The sequence below is a fragment of the Serinicoccus sp. JS2-9 genome, from assembly GCF_059025165.1.
Genome location: NZ_CM180091.1, coordinates 637,576 through 659,544 on the forward strand (window position 1 = coordinate 637,576; position 21,969 = coordinate 659,544).

General features: G+C 72.4%; 19 protein-coding genes. 7 read left to right on the forward strand and 12 right to left on the reverse strand.

Annotation, left to right across the window (positions count from 1 at the left end):
• Positions 1-22: 22 nt before the first annotated feature.
• On the reverse strand, positions 23-1,654 hold the full coding sequence (locus AC5PYY_RS03235; protein ID WP_493898364.1) for an MDR family MFS transporter: 1,632 nt from the start codon (positions 1,652-1,654) through the stop codon (positions 23-25).
• Between the two features lie 31 nt (positions 1,655-1,685).
• Positions 1,686-2,162, reverse strand: coding sequence for a MarR family winged helix-turn-helix transcriptional regulator (locus tag AC5PYY_RS03240; RefSeq protein WP_493898365.1), 477 nt, complete (start codon positions 2,160-2,162; stop codon positions 1,686-1,688).
• Positions 2,163-2,279: 117 nt separating this feature from the next.
• Here AC5PYY_RS03240 and AC5PYY_RS03245 point away from each other — a divergent pair, with 117 nt between their 5' ends.
• On the forward strand, positions 2,280-3,284 hold the full coding sequence (locus tag AC5PYY_RS03245) for an aldo/keto reductase family protein (protein ID WP_493898366.1): 1,005 nt from the start codon (positions 2,280-2,282) through the stop codon (positions 3,282-3,284).
• A 30-nt stretch (positions 3,285-3,314) separates the two neighbouring features.
• Positions 3,315-4,349: a LacI family DNA-binding transcriptional regulator gene (locus AC5PYY_RS03250; protein WP_493898367.1), complete on the forward strand. Its 1,035-nt coding sequence runs from the start codon at positions 3,315-3,317 to the stop codon at positions 4,347-4,349.
• Here AC5PYY_RS03250 and AC5PYY_RS03255 read toward each other — a convergent pair.
• Positions 4,282-5,541, reverse strand: coding sequence for a glycoside hydrolase family 32 protein (locus AC5PYY_RS03255; RefSeq protein WP_493898368.1), 1,260 nt, complete (start codon positions 5,539-5,541; stop codon positions 4,282-4,284). The two genes, AC5PYY_RS03250 and AC5PYY_RS03255, sit on opposite strands and share 68 nt — an antisense overlap.
• Before the next feature lie 105 nt (positions 5,542-5,646).
• On the opposite strand from AC5PYY_RS03255, the gene AC5PYY_RS03260 reads away from it, so the two are divergent.
• Together AC5PYY_RS03260 and AC5PYY_RS03265 are read left to right on the forward strand one after the other, a co-directional pair.
• On the forward strand, positions 5,647-6,801 hold the full coding sequence (locus tag AC5PYY_RS03260) for a MalY/PatB family protein (RefSeq protein ID WP_493898369.1): 1,155 nt from the start codon (positions 5,647-5,649) through the stop codon (positions 6,799-6,801).
• 37 nt (positions 6,802-6,838) lie between these two features.
• Entirely contained in the window at positions 6,839-7,867 is a 1,029-nt protein-coding gene (locus tag AC5PYY_RS03265; protein ID WP_493898370.1) for a saccharopine dehydrogenase, read from the forward strand.
• A 74-nt stretch (positions 7,868-7,941) separates the two neighbouring features.
• Here AC5PYY_RS03265 and AC5PYY_RS03270 read toward each other — a convergent pair whose 3' ends face one another.
• The 3 genes from AC5PYY_RS03270 to AC5PYY_RS03280 form a co-directional block, all read right to left on the reverse strand.
• On the reverse strand, positions 7,942-8,547 hold the full coding sequence (locus tag AC5PYY_RS03270; protein WP_493898371.1) for a hypothetical protein: 606 nt from the start codon (positions 8,545-8,547) through the stop codon (positions 7,942-7,944).
• 56 nt (positions 8,548-8,603) lie between these two features.
• Entirely contained in the window at positions 8,604-9,839 is a 1,236-nt protein-coding gene (locus AC5PYY_RS03275) for an acyl-CoA dehydrogenase family protein (protein WP_493898372.1), read from the reverse strand.
• 64 nt (positions 9,840-9,903) lie between these two features.
• Positions 9,904-10,698 (reverse strand): PIG-L deacetylase family protein, encoded by a 795-nt coding sequence (locus AC5PYY_RS03280; RefSeq protein ID WP_493898373.1) that lies wholly within the window; start codon positions 10,696-10,698, stop codon positions 9,904-9,906.
• A 90-nt stretch (positions 10,699-10,788) separates the two neighbouring features.
• Between AC5PYY_RS03280 and AC5PYY_RS03285 the strand changes: the two genes are divergently transcribed.
• The 3 genes from AC5PYY_RS03285 (at position 10,789) to AC5PYY_RS03295 (ending at position 15,002) form a co-directional block, all read left to right on the forward strand.
• Positions 10,789-11,481: a response regulator gene (locus tag AC5PYY_RS03285; protein WP_493898374.1), complete on the forward strand. Its 693-nt coding sequence runs from the start codon at positions 10,789-10,791 to the stop codon at positions 11,479-11,481.
• Complete coding sequence (locus AC5PYY_RS03290) at positions 11,478-14,168, forward strand: DUF4153 domain-containing protein (protein WP_493898375.1); 2,691 nt, start codon at positions 11,478-11,480, stop codon at positions 14,166-14,168. Before AC5PYY_RS03285 ends, AC5PYY_RS03290 begins: the two co-directional genes overlap by 4 nt.
• Positions 14,169-14,384: 216 nt before the next feature.
• Positions 14,385-15,002, forward strand: a complete 618-nt coding sequence (locus AC5PYY_RS03295) for a TetR/AcrR family transcriptional regulator (protein WP_493898376.1) — start codon at positions 14,385-14,387, stop codon at positions 15,000-15,002.
• On the opposite strand, the gene AC5PYY_RS03300 is transcribed toward AC5PYY_RS03295, so the two are convergent.
• The 6 genes from AC5PYY_RS03300 to AC5PYY_RS03325 all read right to left on the reverse strand — a co-directional run bounded on the left by AC5PYY_RS03300 (position 15,003) and on the right by AC5PYY_RS03325 (position 21,821).
• On the reverse strand, positions 15,003-16,745 hold the full coding sequence (locus AC5PYY_RS03300) for an AMP-binding protein (protein WP_493898377.1): 1,743 nt from the start codon (positions 16,743-16,745) through the stop codon (positions 15,003-15,005).
• A 32-nt stretch (positions 16,746-16,777) separates the two neighbouring features.
• Entirely contained in the window at positions 16,778-17,698 is a 921-nt protein-coding gene (locus tag AC5PYY_RS03305) for a LysR family transcriptional regulator (RefSeq protein WP_493898378.1), read from the reverse strand.
• 645 nt (positions 17,699-18,343) lie between these two features.
• Positions 18,344-19,057 (reverse strand): matrixin family metalloprotease, encoded by a 714-nt coding sequence (locus AC5PYY_RS03310; protein WP_493898379.1) that lies wholly within the window; start codon positions 19,055-19,057, stop codon positions 18,344-18,346.
• 125 nt (positions 19,058-19,182) lie between these two features.
• Positions 19,183-19,833, reverse strand: a complete 651-nt coding sequence (locus tag AC5PYY_RS03315) for an FMN reductase (protein WP_493898380.1) — start codon at positions 19,831-19,833, stop codon at positions 19,183-19,185.
• Between the two features lie 34 nt (positions 19,834-19,867).
• Positions 19,868-21,022 carry an LLM class flavin-dependent oxidoreductase gene (locus AC5PYY_RS03320; RefSeq protein ID WP_493899318.1) on the reverse strand — a complete coding sequence of 385 codons (1,155 nt, stop codon included), beginning with the start codon at positions 21,020-21,022 and terminating at the stop codon, positions 19,868-19,870.
• Between the two features lie 148 nt (positions 21,023-21,170).
• Positions 21,171-21,821: a transglycosylase family protein gene (locus AC5PYY_RS03325; protein ID WP_493898381.1), complete on the reverse strand. Its 651-nt coding sequence runs from the start codon at positions 21,819-21,821 to the stop codon at positions 21,171-21,173.
• Between the last annotated feature and the right edge of the window lie 148 nt (positions 21,822-21,969).

A 21,969-nucleotide genomic window follows, 5' to 3' on the forward strand; every position in this document is an offset into this window, starting at 1 on the left:
AGTGAGCAGACCAGGCTCTCGGTCAGGGGTGGGTGGGGCGAGCGAGCTGGTCGTGCTGCTCTAGCTGGTCTGGCTGGTCTGGCTCGTCCTCGAGGGTCTCGCGCAGAGGCACGTGCCGGATCATCGCGGTCGCCACGAAGACGAGGGCCAGGATCGGCAGGCCGACGAGGAAGGCATCGTGCAGCTGGTCGGCAAGGCCGGCCCGCAGCGCCTGCTCGACGACCGGTGGGACCTCACCGAGGGAGGACGGGTCGAGCACCGACCCGACGTCCAGGCTGCTGCCCGCCTGCTGCGCCGCCTGCTCCCGCATCGACGCGGGCAGGTGCGAGGCCACCGCGGCGCCGAGCCCGCCGGTCATGATCGACCCGTAGACCGCGATGCCCACGGTCGAGCCGATGTTGCGGCTGAACTGCGTGGTCGCGGTGGCGACCCCGAGATCGCGGCGCGCCACGACGTTCTGGACGACGAGGGTGAACTGCTGCAACGCCATACCGAGCCCGATGCCGACCACCGCCATGGCGCCGAACAGCTCCCAGGCGCTCGAGGCCTCCGAGAGCAGCGTCAGCAGCCAGACGCCGACCGCCATGATCGCGACCCCCGCGAGCATGAACGGCTTGTAGTGCCCGGTGCGGGTGACGAGCAGCCCGGTGAGGATGCCCATGACGATGAGGCCGAGCATCATCGGCATGAGGATGAGGCCGGACTGTGTCGCGTCGACCCCGAGGACGCCCTGGGCGAAGACGGGGATGTAGATGATCGACCCGAACATCACCATCGACAGGCCGAGGCCCGCGACGTTGGACCAGCTGAAGACGCTGGACCGGAAGAGGCGCAGCGGCAGCAGCGGCTCCGAGGCGCGCAGCTCGACGACGACGAAGGCGACGGCGAAGACGAGACCGACGGCATACAGGCCGAGCACCTCGACCGACGCCCACGGGTAGGTCGTGCCGCCCCAGCTCGTGGCGAGCAGGATCGAGACCATGGAGATGGCGAGGGTGATGACCCCCGCGACGTCGATCTTGGCGTCGCGACGCTGGTGCGGCAGGTGCATGTGGCGGGCGACGAAGGCCAGCGTCACCAGGCCGACCGGCAGGGTGGCGAAGAAGAGCCAGCGCCAGCCGAGGTGGTCGGTGATGAGCCCGCCGGCGAGCGGGCCGGCGACCGAGGTGACTCCGAAGACCGCGCCCATGAGGCCTTGGTACTTCCCGCGCTGGCGCGCCGGGATGATGTCGCCGATGATCGTCTGCGACAGCGGCATGAGGGTGCCCATGCCGGCCCCCTGGATGGCGCGCCCGGCGACCAGGACCCAGAAGCTGTCCGCGAGACCCGAGACGACCGAGCCGAGCATGAAGATGACGAGGCCGGCGACGTAGAAGCTCTTGCGACCGTAGAGGTCGGACAGCTTGCCGACGACCGGGACGACGACGGCCGAGACGAGCATCGCGGCGGTCGCGACCCAGGAGTAGTGGTCCATGCCCCCGAGGTCGGCGACGATCTGCGGCAGCGCCGGGCCGACGATGGTCTGGCTGATCGAGGCGACGAACATGCCGAGCATGAGCCCGGCGAAGACGATCTTGTGCTCCCGGCTCAGGCGGAAGGCCGCCGGGGTGGTGGAGCCGCCCGGGGTGGGCGGGTGGGTGGTGCTGGTCGCCATCAGGCTCCTCGCGTGGTCAGGGGGGTGGGTGTCACGGGGTCGAGGTCGGGTCGCCCGAGGGCGGAGGGCTGCCGGGAAGTCCTGGTATGCCCTGGGCCGTCCGCCGCGTCTCGATCGAGTCGGTGAGGCGCGCCAGCAGGCGGGCCAGCTCGTGCTGGTCCTGCGCCGGCCAGTCCTCCAGTGCCTCGGTGACCAGGGCCACCCGTCGGGCGCGCTCGGCGTGGACCGCCTGCTCCCCCTCGGCGGTCAGGGCGAGCACCTGGGACCGGCGGTCGGCCGGGTCGGGGCTGCGCCGGATCAGCCCGCGCTCGGCCAGGGACGCCAACCGACGGCTCATCGTGGACGGGTCGAGGCCCTCGGCGCGGGCGAGGTCACGGGAGCGGGTGCACTCGTGGCCGGCCAGGCGCACCAGCACGATGAAGTCCGCCCGCGACAGGTCAGCCTCCCGCTCGTGCAGGAACCGCCCCAGGGCGGTGAACGACCGTGCCAGTTCCTCAGATAGTTGCATGTTGCACACATCTTATAACACGTGCCCCCCCTCGCCGATGTCCATCACGGGTTCTCGTGCCATGGCAGCCCGTGGTCGAGTTCGCCGGTCAGGGCTGCTCGACATAGCGTGGGGGGTATGGAGTTTCGATACCTCGGCAACAGCGGCCTCAAGATCAGCGAGATCACCTACGGCAACTGGTTGACCCACGGCAGCCAGGTCGAGAACGACGTGGCCCGGGAGTGCGTGCGCGCCGCGCTCGACGCCGGCATCAGCACCTTCGACACCGCGGACGTCTACGCCAACACCAAGGCCGAGAGCGTCCTCGGGGAGGCGCTGGCGGGCGAGCGCCGTGAGAGCCTGGAGATCTTCACCAAGGTCTACTGGCCGACCGGCCCCGGGGGCAAGAACGACACCGGCCTGTCCCGCAAGCACATCATGGAGTCGATCAACGGCAGCCTGGAGCGGCTGCAGACCGACTACGTCGACCTCTACCAGGCGCACCGCTACGACACCGAGACTCCGCTCGAGGAGACGATGCAGGCCTTCGCCGACATCGTGCGTCAGGGCAAGGCGCTCTACATCGGCGTGAGCGAGTGGACCGCCGACCAGATCCGCGCCGGCCACGCACTGGCCCAGGACCTCGGCATCCAGCTCATCTCCTCCCAGCCGCAGTACTCCATGCTCTGGCGGGTCATCGAGCCCGAGGTCGTCCCGACGTGCGAGGAGCTCGGCATCTCCCAGATCGTCTGGAGCCCGATGGCCCAGGGCGTCCTCTCCGGCAAGTACCTCCCCGGCCAGCAGCCCACCGAGGGCCGGGCCGCCGACGAGTCGATGGGCAAGGGCATGCAGGGCTTCCTGCGCGACGAGGTGCTCACCGCGGTGCAGGGCCTGAAGCCGCTCGCCGAGGAGGCCGGCCTCACCATGCCGCAGCTCGCCGTCGCCTGGGTGCTGCAGAACCCCAACGTCGCCGCCGCGCTGGTCGGCGCCTCCAAGCCCTCCCAGGTGCAGGACAACGTGCAGGCCGCCGGTGTCACGCTGGACGCCGACCTCCTGGCGAAGATCGACGAGGTGCTCGGCGGCACGGTCGAGCGCGACGCCGGCAAGACCGCGGAGCACGCCCCGCAGACCCGCGTCGCCTGACCGCTGCCTGCGATGAGGCAGGCTAGGGGGATGAACCCACGACCCAAGGCCTCTGACGTGGCCCGGATGGCGGGGGTGTCGCAGACCGCCGTCTCCTTCGTCATGAACGGGCAGGCCGAGGGCAACGTGTCGGCGGCGACCCGCGAGCGCATCCTCCGGGCCGCCGCCGACCTGGGCTACGAGCCCAACGAGGTCGCCCGCAGCCTGCGCAGCAGCCGCACCCGCACCCTCGGTCTCGTGACCGACGCGATCGCCTCCTCCCCCTTCGCCGGCCGCATCATGGGCGGCGCCAGCGAGCGCGCCGCCAGCCGCGGCTACGCGGTGATGACCATCGACACGCACGCTCATCCCGACCGGGAGGTCGAGGCGCTCGCGGAGCTGGCGCGACGGCGGGTCGACGGCCTCATCTATGCGTCGATGAGCTTCCAGCAGCTGCAGCGCCCGCCGACGGCCCGCATCCCGGTCGCGCTGGCCAACTGCACCGCCTACGCCGACGACGAGGCGAGCGTCATCCCCGACGACGCCGGTGGCGCCCGCACCGCGGCCGAGCACCTGCTCGGCCTGGGGCATCGGGACCTCGCGATGATCGCGGGTCACCACCACCGCGGCGACGACGGCACCGCAGCGTCCGGCAACGCCTCCGGACCCCTGCGCACCCAGGCCTTCGAGGAGGCCGTGGGTTCGGCCGGGGCGACGGTGCAGGTGGTCGAAGGTGGTTGGGAGGTGCAGAGCGGGTATGCCGCCGCGCGGGCCCTCCTCGAACCCGCCGCGCGCCCGACCGCCGTCTTCGCGGCCACCGACCGCGCCGCGCTCGGCGTGCTCCTGGCCGCGGCGCAGCTCGGGCTCCGGGTCCCGCAGGACCTGTCCGTCGTCGGCTTCGACGACCAGGACGGCCTGGCCGCCGACGTCGTCCCCGCGCTCACCACGATCGCGCTCCCGCACGCCGCCATGGGGGAGCTGGCGGTCGACATGGCCCTGGACGCGGCCGCCGACCGCTTCACCCCGAGGCGCGAGGTGCTCCCGTGTCCGCTCGTGGAGCGCGACTCGACGTCAGCACCGCGCTGACCTCCACCCCACCCTCGACGCTCCACGGCAGCGGGTGCCGGAAGGTCGCGGGGGCCGCTGCGGGCCGGAAGACCTCCAGCACCGGGCCGTCGACCAGGACGAGCGAGCCTGGCGGCAAGGCCAGGTCGGGCAGCTCGGCGTGCCGCAGCAGCGCCCCCTCTCGCCCCGCCCGCGCCAGGGAGTGCGCCGGGAGCTGACCTGCGGCGAGGACCTCCGCCGACCCGAGCTCCAGGGCGGACTCCACCGCGGGGTCGAGGACGAGCCGGGCACCCGCCGGATCGCCCAGGCCCGCCAGGACGACCCGGCGCGGCAACGTCATACACCCCGCGTGGTCCGACACGGCCGGGTCGACGTCCTCGTCGCGCACCCAGCCCACCAACCACCAGCCGTCGCGGTGGTCGGTCGCGAGCTGCGGGGCGTAGAAGTCGGTCCCCTCGTCGAGCACCTCGACGACCTGCGGCTCCAGCCGCGGGCGCCCGTCGTCGTCGGTGAGCGTGCCGGAGACCCCCACGACCGGCCCGAGGGTGCCCCGGTCGTGCAGCGAGAGCAGCAGCGTGGCCCGCCCGTCGGCCACCGCGAGCTGCGGGCACTCCCACACGTCCGCCGGTGACGAGGGCTTCTGCGGGAGGTCCCGCTCCGTCAGCCACACGCCCAGGTAGTCCCAGTCCTCGAGGTCGTCGCACCCGAAGAGCAGGGCGGCCGGCGTGCCGTCAATGAGCCCGGCCCCGAGGAGAGCGAACCGGTGCCCGCCGTGGGTGAAGACGAACGGATCACGCATGATCGCGACGTCGTCGACCTCCGGGGTGGTCGCGACCACCGTCGGAGCGCCCCAGTCGTCGAGGTCGTCGCTCCCCCGGCGCAGGCAGACGGTGCTCTGGCCGTCCGGCCCGGTGACCCCGGAGTAGACCACGACCGGCGTGCCCAGCCCGTCGACGAAGACCCCGGACCAGCAGCCGAAGGCGTCCGGACCACCCGGGGTGGGGCGAAAGGCGACCGGGTGCTCCCGCCAGGTGACGAGGTCGGCGCTGCTCAGGTGGCCCCAGGCGATGCGGTCGTGCCGCGGTGCGTCCGGGTTGTGCTGGAAGAAGACGTGCCAGCGACCGCCGGTGAAGACCATGCCGTTCGGGTCGTTGAGCCAGCCGCTGCCGGGCCGGAGGTGGTACGCCGTCGGCGGCGCGGTCTGCTCGGTCATGCATCATCCCCTGAGACTCCGTGGCCTGATGTGTCCACCGAGGCTAATACGGATCAGCCGGGAGGGCGACGCTCCCGGGACACCTCACCTGAGAGGCTGTCGCCCATGAGCTCGCCCTTCGACCTCACGCTCGAGGACATGCGCACCCACCGCAGCGCCAAGTGGAGCCGCGTGCCCGACGACGTGCTGCCCGCCTGGACCGCCGAGATGGACGTCCGGACGGCGCCCGCGATCGCGGCGGCACTGCATACCGCCGTGGAGCGCAGCGACTTCGGGTATGCCGGGGCTCCCGAGCCCGTGGTCGACGCGTTCGCCGGTTTCGCGCGCGACGTCTGGGGCTGGGAGACGACGGGGACGCCAGGGCGGACCCGGCTCTTCGCCGACGTCGGCCAGGGGGTCAAGGAGACGCTGCGCGGCCTCTGCGCGCCCGGGGACCAGGTCATCCTCAACCCGCCGGTCTACCTCTCGTTCTATCCCTGGCTGCGCGGGATCGGTCTGGAGCCGGTCGAGGTGCCGATGCTCGACGTCGAGTCCGGTGGCCGGATGGACCTCCCGGGTATGGAGCGCGCGCTCGCCGCGGGTGCGAAGGTGGTGCTGCTGTGCAGCCCGCACAACCCCCTGGGCTACGTCTACCCCGCCGACGAGCTGGCCGCCGTCGCTGAGCTCGCCGCCGCGCACGGGGCGGTCGTCGTCTCCGACGAGATCCACGCCCCGCTGGTCCACCCCGGCAGTCCGCAGCAGTTCGTGCCCTTCCTCACCGTCAGCGACACGGCCCGCGAGGTCGGCATCGCGCTGCACTCGCCATCGAAGGCGTGGAACACTGCCGGGCTCAAGCTGGCGGTCGGCGTGACCGCCACCGCGGGGCGCTGGCCGGACTCGCTCTCGCCCTCGCTCGACTGGTCGCCCAGCATCCTGGGGCAGTATGCCGCGATCGCCGCCTACGCCGAGTCCCGCGACTGGCTGGCGACCACCACCGCCGAGCTGGAGGCGCGCACGCAGGCCCTGCCCGCCCTGCTGGCCGAGCACCTGCCGGGGGTGCGCTACCACCCGGGGCGGGCGTCCTACCTGGCGTGGCTGGACTGCCGGGACCTCGGGCTGGGCGACGACCCGGCGGCGACCTTCCTCGAGCGCGGCCGGGTGCTGCTCTCCCCCGGGCCGGACTTCGGGGCGACCGGCGAGGGCTTCGCGCGGCTCAACATCGGCACCAGCGCGGAGCTCATGACCGAGGCGGTCCGCCGGATGGCGGCGGCGCTGGCCTGATGCGGGCGGCGGACGGGGCACGGCATACCCTGTCCCCATGACCGCACCCCACCTGTGGATCCGCGCCGAGGCCCGCCCGACCGAGCAGCGGGCGCCGCTGGTGCCGGCCGACGCCGCCCGCCTCATCGCGGACGGCTTCGACGTCACCGTCGAGGAGTCGCCGACCCGGATCGTCGACCTCGACGACTACGTGGCGGCCGGATGCGCGGTCGCGCCCTCCGGGTCGTGGGTGGACGCGCCGGAGGGGACGGTCGTCGTCGGCATCAAGGAGCTCCCGGAGGACCCTGCCGACCTGGCGCACACGCACGTCTTCTTCGCGCACGCCTACAAGGGTCAGGAGGGGGCCGACGCCACGCTCGACCGCTTCCGCCGCGGTGGTGGTGAGCTGCTGGACGTGGAGTTCCTCACCGTCGAGGGCAAGCGCGCCGTGGCCTTCGGCTTCTGGGCGGGGTATGTCGGCGCTGCCCTCTCGGTGCTGCGGCACCGTGGGCAGCTGGCCGGTGGCGTGGCGCCGATGGCGCGCGCCGACCTGGACGCGGCGCTGCGCTCCAGCGCCGAGGGCCGCGAGCCGGAGCGCGCGCTCGTCATCGGCTCACGCGGGCGGTCCGGGCGGGGTGCCGTCGAGGCCCTGGAGCTCGCGGGCTGCGCGGTGACCCGGTGGGACCGGGCCGACACCGAGCGGCTCGACAAGGCCGCGCTGCTGGACCACGACCTCCTGGTCAACTGCGTGGTGAGCAGCACTCCGCGCGAGCCCTTCGTCGGGCCCGACGACGTCATCGCGCCGCGGCGGCTGCGGACCATCGGTGACGTGACCTGCGACGTCACGTCCGACAACAACCTGCTGCCCGTCAACACCGCGATCACGACGTGGGACGAGCCGGTCCGTGACGTCGGCACCGAGGACGCGCCGTTGGAGGTCATCGCGATCGACAACCTGCCCTCGCTGCTGCCGCTGGAGTCGTCGGTCAGCTTCTCCGCCGAGCTGTCGCCGCTCCTGCCCGACCTCGCCGACCGGCAGGGCCCGTGGGCCGCGAGCCTGGAGTGGTTCCGCAAGCACGTCCACTGACCGACGACTTCGACCACGGGTTGTCGCGCCATGGCGCGAGGAGCCGTGGTCGACATCGTCGAGAGGGCGGGGGGTCAGCGCTTGGTGACCCAGCGCCAGCCGCGGGGCGGCTTGCCCTCGATCGCCAGCGGCATCGTCCGGACCCGGACGTCGCCCATGAGCGTGGAGGCGTTGAGGAGCACGCGCGCCCCGGTCTCGGGGGCGGCGGCCACCTCGGGGTCCACGTCGTGCCGGCTGCTGCCGAGGGCCGTGAAGCCCGAGAGCTCCACCCGCGTGCCGGGCGGCACGACGATCCGCACGTCGCCCGCGGCCGTGAAGGTCGAGACCTCCAGCGTCTCCCCGGGGCGGATGACCTCGCGCAGATCGAGCTTGACGTCCCCGAAGAGCAGGACGGTCGTCGTGCGGCTCGCCGCGGTCCAGGCGCCCGTGCGGACCACGTCGCCCATGAGCGTGCCGAGGGTCTGGGTCTCCTGGCGCATCGGGACCGGCCGGTCGTCGTGAGCGGGGAGGCCCGGCTGCATCGGCTGACCCGTCCGCCGGGCGGCCTCCTGCGCCCGCCATGCCGCGGGCAGCTCCTCACGCGGAGCCTCCCGACGGGGCTGCGGGATCTCCGGACGCCAGTCGTGCGGCACCTCGGACGGCCCGCCGGGTGACGGCTCGGGAGTGGTGGGGTTCGGCATACCTCGAGGGTAGCGATGCCGCGGCACGAAGTCCGGTGACAGCTGTCACCGGACCGTCAGCGGAAGGCGCTCATCCCGGTGACCGAGCGGCCGACGAGGAGGGACTGCACCGTGCGGCTGCCTTCATAGGTATACGTCGCCTCCAGGTCGGCGAAGTGCCGCGCGACGTGATGGTCGAGGAGGATCCCGTTGCCGCCCAGCATGTCCCGCGCGATCGCGACGACCTCCCGGGCGGTGGTCGTCGTGTGCAGCTTGGCCATCGCGGCGTGCTCGATGGTGCACCGCCCCTGCGCCTCGAGCTCACTCATCCGGGAGCACATGAGCTGCATCGAGGTGATGAGCGTGACCATCCGGGCGAGGTCGTCCTGGATGAGCTGGTTCTTGGCCAGCGGCCGGCCGAACTGCTCGCGGCGCACGGCATAGGTGAGCGCGCCCTCGTAGGCCGCGACCGCGTGCCCGATCGCCTCCCAGGCCACGGCCTGCCGCGAGCGCGCGAGCACCCGGTTGGTGTCGGCGAAGGTGCGCGCCTGCGCGAGCCGGTTGTCGACCGGCACCCGCACGCCGTCGAGACGGATGTGCGCCTGCCAGACGCCGCGGTTGCTGATCTTGCCCTCGATGACCTGCGCGTCCCACCCGGGCGTCTGCTGCGGTGCCTCCACGACGAAGCCCCCGACGTCGCCGTCGTCGTCCCGGGCCCACACGACGACCAGGTCGCAGATCGACCCGTTGCCGATCCACCGCTTGGCGCCGTCGAGCACCCAGTGGTCGCCGTCCCGGCGCGCGGTGGTCTCCATGCTCACCACGTCAGAGCCGTGGGTCGGCTCGGTGAGCGCCACCGCGCCGATGAGGTCGACGGAGGCCATGCCGGGCAGCCAGCGCTCGCGCTGCTCCTCCGAGCCGAGCAGGTGGACCGAGGTCATCGCCAGGCCGGAGTGGACCGCGTTGAAGGTCGCCAGCGACCCGTCGCCGCGCGCCAGCTCGGCGCACATCATGCCGTCGAGCAACGGCGAGAGACCCTCGCAGCCGTAACCCTCGATCGCGACCCCCGCGACGCGCGTCGCGGCATACCCCGGCACCAGCTCGCGCGGGAAGCGCGCCGCCTCCCACCACTCCTGGGCGTGCGGCACCACCTGCTCGTCGCACCACGCGCGCACACCGTCGCGCAGCTCGCGCTCTCGGTCGGTCAGCAGGTCGTCGAGGTGCAGGAAGTCGGTGCCGAGCGCGCGGCCCAGGTCGGAGCCGTCCGGCAGCTCGCGGGCGGACTCGGGCATCGGGCTGGGTGTGTCACTCACCCTCCCGAGGGTATGTCGCTCCTCTCGCCTCCGCTCCCTGGCACCGGTGGCAACGGCTCGGGGCTCAGCCGAGCGGGTGCGCCGTCGTGAGGCCGGGCTCGCGGCCCGGCTCGATGAACCACTCGTCGCCGAAGACCGCGGCGAACTGCTCCTGCGGCATGCCGAGCATCCAGCCGACGTCTTCCTGGCTCGAGTGCGCCGCGAGGGCTGAGCGCTTCGCCGCCAGGACCGGCCGGACGTCGACGTGCCAGTGCAGCTCGGCCTCCGGCGTGCCGAAGGGGTTGCCGTCGTCGGCCGGGGTGTCCGGGTCCCAGTCGGCGTCCGCCCCGGCGCCGGCGTCGCGGGCGGCCTCGAGCATCCGGCGCATGTGGTCGCGGTTCATGGTGTTCTCCAGCATCCGTGGGCGGCGCTTGGCCAGGTCGGCGGCGGCGTAGGCCACCCGGTGCACCTTGACGTGGTCGGGGTGGCCGTAGCCGCCGTGCCAGTCGTAGCCCACCAGGACATCGGCGTCCTCCTCGTCCAGGATCGCCGCCAGCCGCTGCGCCGCCGCGCCGGTGTCGGCCGTGTGGAAGGACGCCTCGTAGCCGTTCTCCTCCCACCCGGTCATGCCGGAGTCGGCGTAGTCCAGCCAGGCCACCCGCGCCGTGCCCAGCACCTGCGCTGACTCCTGCGCCTCGGAGCGTCGCTGCTGCACCACGCTCTCCCCCTCGCGCAGGTCGTCGGGGGCGGTCCCGTGGTCGCCGTTGGTGGCGTAGACGCAGACGACGCGGTGGCCCGCGTCGGCCGCGAGCCGCATCGTGCCGGCCGTGCCGCTCGCCTCGTCGTCGGGATGGGCGTGCAGGAAGACGATCGTGGTCACGGGCGCCACGCTATGCGTCGGCACCGACATTCACACAACCTCCACATCCGCCGACCACCCTCTCCACCAGCGCAGACCTAGGCTCGAAGCATGACGCAGAGCTCGCGCACGGTGCTGGTGGTCGAGGACGACCCCACGATCAACCAGGCCCTCACCGACCGCCTCGCCGCCGAGGGATTCACCGTGGCGCGCGCCGTGGACGGGCCGGGCGCGCTGACCGAGGCCGCACGGCATACCCCTGACGTGGTGGTGCTCGACCTCATGCTGCCGGGACTGGACGGGCTGGAGGTATGCCGCCGGCTCCAGGCCGAGCACCCCGTCCCCATCCTCATGCTCACCGCGAAGACCGACGAGACCGACATCCTCGTCGGCCTCGCGGCGGGCGCGGACGACTACGTGACCAAGCCCTTCCGGATGCGCGAGGTGGTGGCCCGGGTCCAGGCGCTGCTGCGCCGCGTCGAGAAGGCGGCCGAGCTCGCGAGCGCCCGGCTGCCCGTGCTGTCGGCCGCCGACGTGGAGATCGACCGCACCACGCGCCGGGTCCGGGTGGCGGGCGAGCCGGTGCACCTCACCCCGCTGGAGTTCGACCTGCTCACCGCCTTGGCGCAGGAGCCCGGGGCGGTCCGCAGCCGCGACGACCTCATGACCGAGGTGTGGGGCTGGGCCGACGCGCACGGCACCCGGACCCTCGACAGCCACGTCAAGGCGTTGCGCGCCAAGATCGGCGCCGCCCGGGTGCGCACCGTGCACGGCGTCGGGTATGCCCTGGAGGTGCCGGAATGAGCGCGCCCGCGCGGCCCCTGGAGGGCCTCGGCTCGATCACGGTCAAGATCGGCGTGCTCGTCGCGGTGAGCATCCTCGCGGCCGTCGTGATCTTCGAGGTGGGCGACCGGTCGGGCGTCACCGCCTGGCTGACGATCCCGGTCTCGGTCGCCGCCGCGCTCGCGGTCACCCAGTGGCTGGCCCGGGGCATGACCTCGCCGCTGCGGGAGATGACGGTCGCGGCGGGGCGGATGGCGGAGGGTGACTACTCGACCCGCGTGACCGCGACCTCCGGCGACGAGGTGGGGGCGCTCGCGACCGCGTTCAACACCATGGCGACCGACCTCCAGGGCGCCGACCAGCAGCGGCGGGAGCTGCTCGCGACCGTCTCGCACGAGCTGCGGACCCCGCTCGCCGCGCAGCGCGCGCTGCTGGAGAACCTCGTCGACGGCGTCGTCACCCCCGACGACACGGCGCTGCAGACGGCGCTGGACCAGTCCGAGCGGCTCAGCGCGCTGGTGCAGGACTTGCTCGACCTCAGCCGGTTGGAAGCGGGCGTGACTGCGCTGGACCTGCAACCGGTGAGCGTCTCGGATCTGCTGGACCGGTGCGCCGCTGAGTCCCGGTCGACTCCCGGGGTGACCGCCCGCGAGCTCACCGTGGAGGTGGGGGTGAGCCCCGCCGACCTGCAGGTGGAGGCCGATCCGGCACGCCTGGCCCAGGTCGTCACCAACCTGCTCGACAACGCGGTGCGGCACAGCCCCGAGGGCGGTGCGGTGTGGGTGCGTGCGAGCTCACGGGACGGCGCGGCGCACGAGACGACCTGGGTGCTCGAGGTCGAGGATGACGGGCCCGGCTTCCCACCGGGTCGGGCCGAGAAGCTCTTCGCGCGCTTCGGCGTCGGCGACGACAGCAGCGGTGGTACGGGTCTCGGCCTCTCGATCGTGCGGTGGGTGACCGAGCTGCACGGTGGCCGCGTCGCCGCGGTGGGGCGCGGGCAGGCCGACGGCGCCCTGGTCCGCGCCGTCCTGCCCACCCGGCCCACGGCATACCCGAACACCCCGACCACCGAAGGAGCGCCCATGCCCGAAGATCCCGTGAGCACAGCCACCGCCACGGCCCCGCCCCCGGCGCGCCGGGCGGGTCAGCCCCTCGACGTGCCGACGCCGTCGGTCTTCGACACCCTCTTCGGCCGCCTCTGGCCGGAGCCGGCACGCCTGCGGACGGCCCCCGTCGCCCTCTGGGCCTCGGTCGCGGTCGGGGCGCTGGCCGCGATCCTGCTGCCCTATCGCGGCATCGGTCTGGCGTATGCCCTCGTCCTCCTCGCCGCGGGCGGGCTCGTGCTGCGCCTCTCGCCCCGGCGCCGCGACCCGTGGACGATCCTGTCCGCCGCGCTCTGCCTCGGGCTCGCCTCGCTCGTCGTGCTCCGCGCCGCCGAGTGGCTCTCCGTCCTCGCCCTACTCACGGCCGCCGTCCTCGTGACGACCGCGCTCACCGACGCCCGCGGAGTCCCCGCGATGGTGACCGGCGCGATCTCCTGGGTCGCCAGCGGCCTGCGCGGGCTCCCGCTGCTGGGGCGTACGCTCACGGCGACCTCACGGCATACCCTCCTGTGGCCGGTGCTGCGGACCGCTGCGGTCTCGCTGGTCGCGCTCGTGGTCTTCGGCGGGCTCTTCGCCTCGGGCGACGCGGTGGTCGGCGCGTGGGTGAGCGACCTGCTGCCGGAGGTGAACATCGCCGAGTCGCTCGTGCTGCGCAGCTTCACCTGGTTCGTCGTCGGCGGGGTCGTCCTGGCCGCGTGCTACCTCGCGCTCAACCCCCCGAGGGTGAACCTCGTGCAGCTCCCCGCGGGGCGACGCGTCCGGCATACCTGGGAGTGGCTGGTGCCGGTCGGCGTGGTCGTCGCGACCTTCGTCGTCTTCCTCCTCGCGCAGGGGGCGGCGCTCTTCGGCGGGCACGACTTCGTGCAGCGCACCACCGGCATGACGTATGCCGAGTCCGTCCACCAGGGCTTCGGCCAGCTCACCCTGGCGACCGCGCTCACCCTGCTCACGGTGGCGCTCACCGTGCGGCGGGCGGCGCAGGAGACCCCGCGCGACCGGCTGCTGCTGCGCTCGGTGCTCGGCACGCTCTGCGGGCTGACGCTCGTCGTCGTCGGGTCGGCGCTCTACCGGATGCACGTCTACCAGGAGGCCTACGGGTTCACCGTGCTCCGCGTGCTCGTCGACGCCTTCGAGCTCTGGCTGGGGCTGCTCGTCGTGCTCGTCATCGTGGCCGGGGTGCGGCTGCGCGGCGCCTGGCTGCCGCGGGCGGCGCTGGTGTCGGGCGCGGCGTTCCTGCTCGTCATCGGTCTGGCGAACCCCGAGGCCTGGGTCGCGCAGCGCAACATCGACCGGTATGCCGAATCCGGTCGCCTCGACCTGACCTACCTGCAGACCCTCGGGGCCGACGCGGTGCCGACGATCCGCGAGGGCCTGGGGGACGAGCAGGTCGTCGGCCGGACGGTGGCTGACGACGACGGCGTGACGCTGGCCGACTGCGCCGTCGGCTGGCGCCCGGACGACGAGCTGACCGAGGACGCGCTGAGCTGGAACCTCGGCCGGGCCAGGGCCGAGGCGGCCGGAACGGTGAGCCTGACCACCATCGACGGGACCGGCTACCCGACATACGCTCTAGGCACGTGCCCCGTGGAGCTCCCGGGCCGCTGACGCGGCCGAACGACGGCCCCGCACTCGTGGCGCCTTCGTGTTCCTATGGCCGGCTGCATCCGGGCGCGAAAACACCAAGGCGCCACGAGTCGGCGATGGGCGGCGATGCGTTGGAGCCGCGGCTGATGATCATGTCCCTGGCCCGGTCGACGATCGTCGATAAACGGCTCCGGCGCGGTGGAGGGCTAGGCTGGAGTGTCGGCGAAGGAGGCCGGTATGGGGATCGCGACCACCGAGGGGACACCCGCACCCCTGGACAAGGTCGGGCGGCGTCGGCTCGAGCTCGCCGAGTCGGCCCTCAAGACGCTGGGCGAGCTCGGGTATGCCCGGACGTCGCTGCGCGAGATCGCGAACAACTCCGAGTTCAGCCACGGCGTGGTCCACTACTACTTCCGCGACAAGGTGGAGCTCATCTCCTACTGCGTCCGGCACTACAAGACGATCTGCTCGCGCCGCTACGACGAGGTCGTGGAGTCGGCGGTCACGCCGGAGGAGCTGGCCGCTGGCTTCCTCGAGCGGATGACCCGCACCCTGGTCGAGGAGACGCCGATGCACCGGCTCTGGTACGACCTGCGGACGCAGAGCCTCTTCGAGGGGGCGCTGCGCGAGGACGTGCGCGCCATCGACGAGCTGCTCGAGGCGATGACCTGGCGGATCGTGTCGCGCTACGCCGAGCTCGCCGGGACGACGGCGCTGGTGGACGCCCCCACCGTGTATGCCCTCCTGGACGGACTCTTCGAGCAGGCGCTGGTGGCGGCGGCCGACGACCCGCAGGCCGCCGCGGACCAGCTCGGCGAGCGGGTGGCCGCCGTGCTCCCTCGACTGCTGACCTGATCAGCCCTTGAGGTCCGGGAAGTCGCTGTCGCGCCACTCGGTCTGCGCGGCGCCACCACCGCCGTCGCCGAATTTTCCCGCCAGCTCCTCCTCCCGGGCGCGCAGCTCGACCCGGCGGATCTTGCCGCTGATCGTCTTGGGCAGCTCGTGGAACTCGACCCGCCGGACCCGCTGCCACGGCTGCAGGTGCTCCCGGGCGTGCGCGAGGATCGAGCGGGCGGTCTCGGCCGTCGGCTCGTGGCCGTCGACCAGCGCGACGTAGGCCTTGGGCACCGCGAGCCGCACCTCGTCCGGCGCCGGCACGACGGCCGCCTCGGCGACGGCCGGGTGCTCGATGAGCACCGACTCGAGCTCGAACGGGCTGATCTTGTAGTCGCTGGCCTTGAAGACGTCGTCGGTGCGCCCGACGTAGGTGATCATCCCTTGCGCGTCCCGTTCGGCGACGTCGCCGGTGTGGTAGAAGCCGCCGGCCATCGCCTCGGCGTTGCGCTCCTCGTCGCCCTGGTAGCCGGTCATGAGCGCCACCGGTGAGGCGGACAGGTCGAGGCAGATCTCCCCCTCTCCCGGACCCTCGACCTTCTCCCCGCTCTCGACATCGACGAGCACCGAGGGGACGCCGGGAAGCGGCATACCCATGGATCCCGGCTTGACCCGCCCACCCGGGCAGTTGCCGATCTGCGCGGTCGTCTCGGTCTGGCCGTAACCGTCGCGCAGGGTGAGCCCCCACTGCTTCTGGACCTGCGAGATGACCTCGGGGTTGAGCGGCTCGCCGGCGCCGATGACCTCGCGCAGCGCGCCGGGACCGCCGGAGAGGTCGGCGTTGATGAGCATGCGCCAGACCGTCGGCGGCGCGCACAAGGTCGTGACGCGGTGGCTGCGGAGGACCTTCAGCAGCGCGGCGGGGTCGAAGCGGGCGTAGTTGTAGACCAGGATCGTCGCCTCGGCGATCCACGGGGCGAAGAAGCAGCTCCACGCGTGCTTGGCCCAGCCCGGGCTGGAGATGTTGAAGTGGACGTCGCCGGGGCGCAGCCCGAGCCAGGACATCGTCGACAGGTGGCCGACGGGATAGCTCACCTGGGTGTGCTCGACGAGCTTGGGCTTGTTGGTCGTGCCGGAGGTGAAGTAGAGCAGCAGCCGGTCGTCGGGAGCGGTGCCCGGGTGCTCGGCGGGCGAGACGTCCTCGTGGTATGCCGTCCGCAGGTCGGTCCACCCGTCTGCCTCTCCCACGGACAGCCGGACGTAGTCGCCCGGGACCTCGTCGAACTTCGCCGTGTCGGCGGCGTTGACGACGACGGCGCGGGCGGCGCCGCGCTCGAGCCGATCCCGCAGGTCCGCGGCACCGGCCGCCGTGGTCGTCGGCATGATGACCGCGCCGAGCTTCATCACCCCGAGCATCGTGTCCCAGAGCTCGACCTGGTTGCCCAGCATGACGACGACGCTGTCTCCCCGGCCGATGCCCTGATGGGCGAGGAGCGCCGCGATCTGGTCGGAGCGCGTGGCGATCTCGTCGAAGCTCAGGGTCTGGTCGGTGCCGTCCTCCTCGACGACCACGAGCGCCGGCCGCTCGTTGCCGCGGGCGATCGCGTCGAACCAGTCGACCGCCCAGTTGAACCGCTCCCCCACGTCGGGATAGCGGAACTCCTCGCGCGCCCGGTCAGGATCCCCGTGCAGCTCGACGAGCTGGTCCCGTGCGGCCCGGTATGCGGTGGTGGCGGCGGACTGGTCGGCGGACGTCGGCGTCATACTCCATGCCTACACCGAAGTCCGGCGGTGTGTCAGCCCGAGGTCCGGCCCTGCTCGTCCGCCCAGACCCGGCGGATCTCCCGCACCACCGACTCGACGGCCGGGCGGCGGACACTGGAGTCGCGGTGCGCCAGCATGATGCGACGGGTCGGCGGGTTGCGGACCGGGATGGCGACGACCGTCTCCGGCATCTCGGGACGGCCCAGCCGCGGCATCAGCCCGATCCCGAGCCCGGCGGCGACGAGGGAGATCTTGCTGGGGAAGGTGTCGACGCTGGCGGCGATCCGGTAGTCGAGGCTGCGCTCGTGCAAGGCCGAGAGCAGCCAGTCGCTGAAGACGCCTGGCGAGTCGTCGACCCAGTCGCGGCCCCCGAGATCGGCCATGTCGACCACCCCAGCCCTGCTGAGGCGCAGCCCATGGTCGTGGGGCGCGATGAGGTCGACGACGTCATGGCCCAGCTCCCGCGCGGTGAGGGCCTCCGGGAGGGCCATGTGGTGGTCGGTCCAGTCATGCACGATCGACAGGTCCACCTCGCCGCGGCGCAGTGCCGCGAGCGACGCCTCGGGCGTCAGCTCGCGGACCGTGAGTCGCAGCAACGGGTGGTGCTCCTGCAGCGGCCGGAACGCGGGCGCCAGCAGACCCGTGACGCCGGTGGGGAAGGAGGAGAGCACGAGCGGCCCGGAGACGTCCCTCGTGAGGTGCTCCAGCTCGGCCCGCGCCGCCTCGTCCAGCTGCTCCACCTGGCCCGCCAGGCGCACCAGTACCTCGGCGGCATCGGTGGGCACCACGTTGCGGCCGCGACGGACGAGGACGGGCTGTCCTGCCTCCTTCTGCAGCCGCGCCAGCTGCTGGCTGACCGCCGACGGCGTGAGGCCGAGGCGGTCGGCTGCGGCGAGCACGGTCCCCTCCTCGACGACGGCCTTGAGACTCACCAGGTGCTCGGGTGCAAACATGCAGCAGATCTTACACATATTCGTAAGAACTGTTCGCTTGTGCTAATGAGCGAAACCTGTCAGAGTATTCATTGTCAGTCCCCGACACGAAGAAAGGTGGCCATCATGACCGCTCTGTCCAAGGCTTTCCGCAGCAGCACCCACGTGATCCTCGAGATCGGTCGCGCGTGGCGCCCGATCGAGCACATCCGCGGCTGACCCCGACGCCTTCTCAAGAGCCGCCCCCGGACCTGGTCCGGAGGGCGGCTTTCTGCATGTCAGAGGCCTCGTGGCGAGGCACCCGCCACGAGGCCGACAGGCACCGCCGGCCGGGCTCGCACGCCGCTCGTGGGACGCCCATCGAGCCTGTAGTGACCATGCAGCACAACTACATGGTACGTGTAAGAAATGTCCGCTTGTGCTAACGCACGAAATCTGTCAGAGTATTCATTGTCAGACCCCGACACGAAGAAAGGTGGCCATCATGACCGCTCTGTCCCAGGCTTTCCGCAGCAGCGCCCACGTGATCCTCGAGATCGGTCGCTCCTGGCGCCCGATCGAGCACATCCGCGGCTGACCCACAACGCCTCACGAGAGCCGCCCCCGGACCTGGTCCGGAGGGCGGCTTCTGCATTCGAGGAGGGTGAGGGAGAGCCCCCGACACGGTCAGCCGCAGGCCGCCTGCTCCAGGGCCGCCAGACCCGCGAGGTCGCCCTCAGCCAGCTCCTCCTGGCCGGAGTTCTCCGCCGCCATGAGGGCGCCGGGGTCGTCGGAGTGCCCCAGCCCCAGCACGTGGATGAGCTCGTGCACCAGCACCACGCGATCGTCGAGGCTGCGGAGCCACCCGCCGGGCATGTCGGTGTCGAGGACGACCATGCCTCCGACCGACCGGGCGCCACCGCCCGGCCCGATCACGTAGGACGAGCCACCCAGCCCGGCGGTCGAGCCCGCCAGCTCCGGCACCTCCTGCTCGTCGGCCCACCCGAGCAGCACCGGCCCCCGACCTCGGTCGGTGAACTCCCGGTCGTCGGTCTCACCGGCGACCACGAAGGTGAAGGACGTGACGTCGTTGACCTGCGCCACGGCCGAGGCGACGAGTTCGGCATACCCCTCGGGCGCGCCCTGCGGGTTGACCTGGAGCTCGATCTGCGCCTCGCACCCCCACGTCACGGGTGAGCCACCCTCGGTGACCTGCATGAAGGTGTAGCCCTCGCCTCCTGACCCGGGCACGCCCGCGGAGCGGTCGGAGGAGACGGTGCGGCGCACGTTGCCGAAGTCGAGGCCGGGCGAGAGATAGATCACCATGCTGATAACCAGGCCCAGGATGAGCAGCAGGGACAGGACGCTCGTGCACCCACCGCCGCGCCGCTGCTCGTCCACACGTCCAGTCTGCCCGCCGCACCTGGGCGAAGCGTGAGCCGGGCTCCTGACCGGCGAATTCGACCACGGGAATCGCCGCACCGGCAACGATTCCCGTGGTCGAATTCGACGGTCGCAGCGAGGGGCTACTGCCCCAGGTCGGCCAGCAGGCCCTCGAAGTCCGTGACGTCCTGGTCGACGCCGGTGCCCGAGGTCCGGCGTGGGGCGGTCTCGGGGCCGAAGCCCGCGATGCCCGCGGTGACAACTGCGGCGGCGAGCTCGCCGGCCGCGCGGGTGATCCGGCGGCCGAGGTCCTGCGACCCCGGGCCGCCGAAGTCGTCGGCCGCGGCGAAGACGCCGGTGGGCACGACCGCGGCGCGCAGGTAGCTGAAGAGCGGCCGCAGCGCGTGGTCGAGCACCAGCTGGTGCCGGGCCGTGCCCGCCGTGGCGGCGACGAGGACCGGCATCCCCGACATCGCGTCCGGGTCCAGCACGTCGACGAACATCTTGAACAGCCCCGAATAGCTCGCGGCGAAGACCGGGGTGACCGCCACGAGGGCGTCGGCAGAGCTCACCAGCCCCTGCGCGCGCTGGACGGCAGGGGTCGGCATACCCCCCGTGGTCATGGTCGTGGCCAGGTCGTGCGCGAGCTCACGCAGCTCGATCACCTCGACCTCCGCGGCCTCGCCGCGCGCCGTCACCTGGGCGGTGACGGCGTCGGCGAGCCGGTCGGCGAGCAGCCGGGTGGAGCTGGGCTGCGACAGCCCGGCGGTCAGGACGACGATGCGGCAGGTCATGACGTGCTCCCTTCGGTATGACGTGTGCTCAGGCTCAGGCGCTCGCGGCGGTCTGCGCGGTGTCTGCGCTCGCGGCGCTCGCTCGCGCGGGCGCGACCAGGTGGTGCGGCGCGAACGGGCCCTGCTCGAGCAGCGAGGCGTGGGTGGGCGGGTCGCTGGGCACGTGTGCGGGGCGACGCGCCTCGAACTCACGACGCAACACCGGCACGACCTCGCGGCCCAGGATCTCGATCTGCTCCAGGACGACGTCCTGCGGCAGACCGGCGTGGTCCATGAGGAAGAGTTGGCGCTGGTAGTCACCGACCGCGTCGGCGAAGCCCAGCGTGCGCTCGATGACCATCTCCGGAGTGCCGACGGTCAGCGGCGTGACGCGGGTGAACTCCTCCAGGCTCGGGCCGTGGCCATAGACCGGCGCCACGTCGAAGTAGGGCCGGAACGCCCGCTTGGCCTCGGCCTCGGAGGCGGCCATGAAGACCTGCCCGCCGAGCCCGACGATCGCCTGGTCGGCGGAGCCGTGGCCGTAGTGCTCGAAGCGGCGACGGTAGAGCCCGACCATCTGCGCGGTGTGCTCGATGTTCCAGAAGATGTTGTTGTGGAAGAAGCCGTCGCCGTAGTAGGCGGCCTGCTCGGCGATCTCGGTGGACCGGATCGAGCCGTGCCACACGAAGGGCGGCGTGCCGTCCAGCGGCCGCGGGGTCGAGGTGAAGCCCGACAGCGGGGTGCGGAACTTGCCCTGCCAGTCCACGACCTCCTCGCGCCACAGCCGGCGCAGCAGGTGGTAGTTCTCGATCGCGAGCGGCACGCCCTGCCGGATGTCCTTGCCGAACCACGGGTAGACCGGGCCGGTGTTGCCGCGGCCCATCATGAGGTCGACGCGGCCACCGGACAGGTGCTGCAGAAAGGCGTAGTCCTCCGCGATGCGCACCGGGTCGGTCGTCGTGATGAGGGTCGTCGCGGTCGACAGCTGCAGCTGGTGGGTCTGCGCGGCGATCGCGGCGAGGTGCGTCGTCGGCGCGGAGGACACGAAGGGCGGGTTGTGGTGCTGGCCGCTGGCGAAGACGTCGAGACCGACCTCCTCGGCCTTGAGCGCGTAGGCCGTCATCGCGGCGATGCGCTCGCCCTCGCTCGGCGTGCGGCCCGTCGTCGGGTCCTGCGTGAGGTCACCGACGCTGAAGATCCCGAACTGCATCTGACTCACTTTTCCTGGGGTGTGGAGCGGCTGATCGACGTCTGATTGACGAATCAACTATATCAACGCAGGACGGCCCGAGATATTCCACGCGCACCGGCCGGGCCACCGCAGGGGAGTCGGTGGCCCGGCCGGGTATGCGGTGGCGTCAGCGGGAGCAGCCGCCCGCCGCTCCGCCACCGCGGCCCGCGCCGTGGGCCCCGGCCGCGCCCTGCGCGCCCGGTCCGCCCTCGCGCGGGCCCTGCGGGGCCGCGCCCTCGGCCCCGCCGTTCTGGGGCGCCCGGCCGGCCTGCTGGGCCGGAGCGCCGCCCGCGACGCCCGCGTCGGCGGCCGCGTCGCTGGTGCCCGCGCCGGCCGCAGCAGCGTCCGTCGCCGCAGCGTCCGTCGCCGCGGTGTCCGCCGTCGTCTCCGTCGTCGCCGCCTCGCCCGAGCCGCCCGTGGACTCGAAGCCCATGCCCTGCCAGCAGGAGGCCGAGGCCAGCCACGGGGTGGTGCCCTGCTCGGTGTAGAGCTCGATCGCCGCCGCGTCCTGCACGGACTCTGGCGCGTCGGTGGCGCGGGCGTAGCCGGCCGCCGCGTCCATGCCCTGCCACGTGCTGTCGAGGAACTGGTAGGCGCCCGACGCGGTCGAGGTGGGGTTCTGGGCGGAGTAGTCGCCGCCGCTCTCGCACTGCTTGATCGCCTCGAGCACCGGGATGCCGGTGTCTGCGGCGGAGGCGGCCCCGGCGCCGACGACGCCGGCGCTCACGAGGGTCAGGGTCGCTCCGGCGGTGCCGAGGGCGCGAGTGGTGAGCTTCATCTGTGCACTCCTGCGTGGTCGTAGGGGGTGTGCTGGTCTGCTGATCTGCCGACCAGCACTGCGAGACTGCCCTGCGCACGTGTGCCGTCGGTGTGTCGTCGGTGTGCGGGATCCACATCTGCGACCGGTGCGCCCCACAGCAGGAGCA

Coding starts and splice junctions, on each gene's coding strand:
- AC5PYY_RS03315 (WP_493898380.1), bottom strand. CDS start 19,833: ATGACCTGCCGCATCGTCGTCCTGACCGCCGGGCTGTCGCAGCCCAGC.
- AC5PYY_RS03265 (WP_493898370.1), top strand. CDS start 6,839: ATGACCGCACCCCACCTGTGGATCCGCGCCGAGGCCCGCCCGACCGAG.
- AC5PYY_RS03260 (WP_493898369.1), top strand. CDS start 5,647: ATGAGCTCGCCCTTCGACCTCACGCTCGAGGACATGCGCACCCACCGC.
- AC5PYY_RS03285 (WP_493898374.1), top strand. CDS start 10,789: ATGACGCAGAGCTCGCGCACGGTGCTGGTGGTCGAGGACGACCCCACG.
- AC5PYY_RS03250 (WP_493898367.1), top strand. CDS start 3,315: ATGAACCCACGACCCAAGGCCTCTGACGTGGCCCGGATGGCGGGGGTG.
- AC5PYY_RS03240 (WP_493898365.1), bottom strand. CDS start 2,162: ATGCAACTATCTGAGGAACTGGCACGGTCGTTCACCGCCCTGGGGCGG.
- AC5PYY_RS03245 (WP_493898366.1), top strand. CDS start 2,280: ATGGAGTTTCGATACCTCGGCAACAGCGGCCTCAAGATCAGCGAGATC.
- AC5PYY_RS03270 (WP_493898371.1), bottom strand. CDS start 8,547: ATGCCGAACCCCACCACTCCCGAGCCGTCACCCGGCGGGCCGTCCGAG.
- AC5PYY_RS03255 (WP_493898368.1), bottom strand. CDS start 5,541: ATGACCGAGCAGACCGCGCCGCCGACGGCGTACCACCTCCGGCCCGGC.
- AC5PYY_RS03305 (WP_493898378.1), bottom strand. CDS start 17,698: ATGTTTGCACCCGAGCACCTGGTGAGTCTCAAGGCCGTCGTCGAGGAG.
- AC5PYY_RS03325 (WP_493898381.1), bottom strand. CDS start 21,821: ATGAAGCTCACCACTCGCGCCCTCGGCACCGCCGGAGCGACCCTGACC.
- AC5PYY_RS03295 (WP_493898376.1), top strand. CDS start 14,385: ATGGGGATCGCGACCACCGAGGGGACACCCGCACCCCTGGACAAGGTC.
- AC5PYY_RS03320 (WP_493899318.1), bottom strand. CDS start 21,022: ATGCAGTTCGGGATCTTCAGCGTCGGTGACCTCACGCAGGACCCGACG.
- AC5PYY_RS03235 (WP_493898364.1), bottom strand. CDS start 1,654: ATGGCGACCAGCACCACCCACCCGCCCACCCCGGGCGGCTCCACCACC.
- AC5PYY_RS03290 (WP_493898375.1), top strand. CDS start 11,478: ATGAGCGCGCCCGCGCGGCCCCTGGAGGGCCTCGGCTCGATCACGGTC.
- AC5PYY_RS03300 (WP_493898377.1), bottom strand. CDS start 16,745: ATGACGCCGACGTCCGCCGACCAGTCCGCCGCCACCACCGCATACCGG.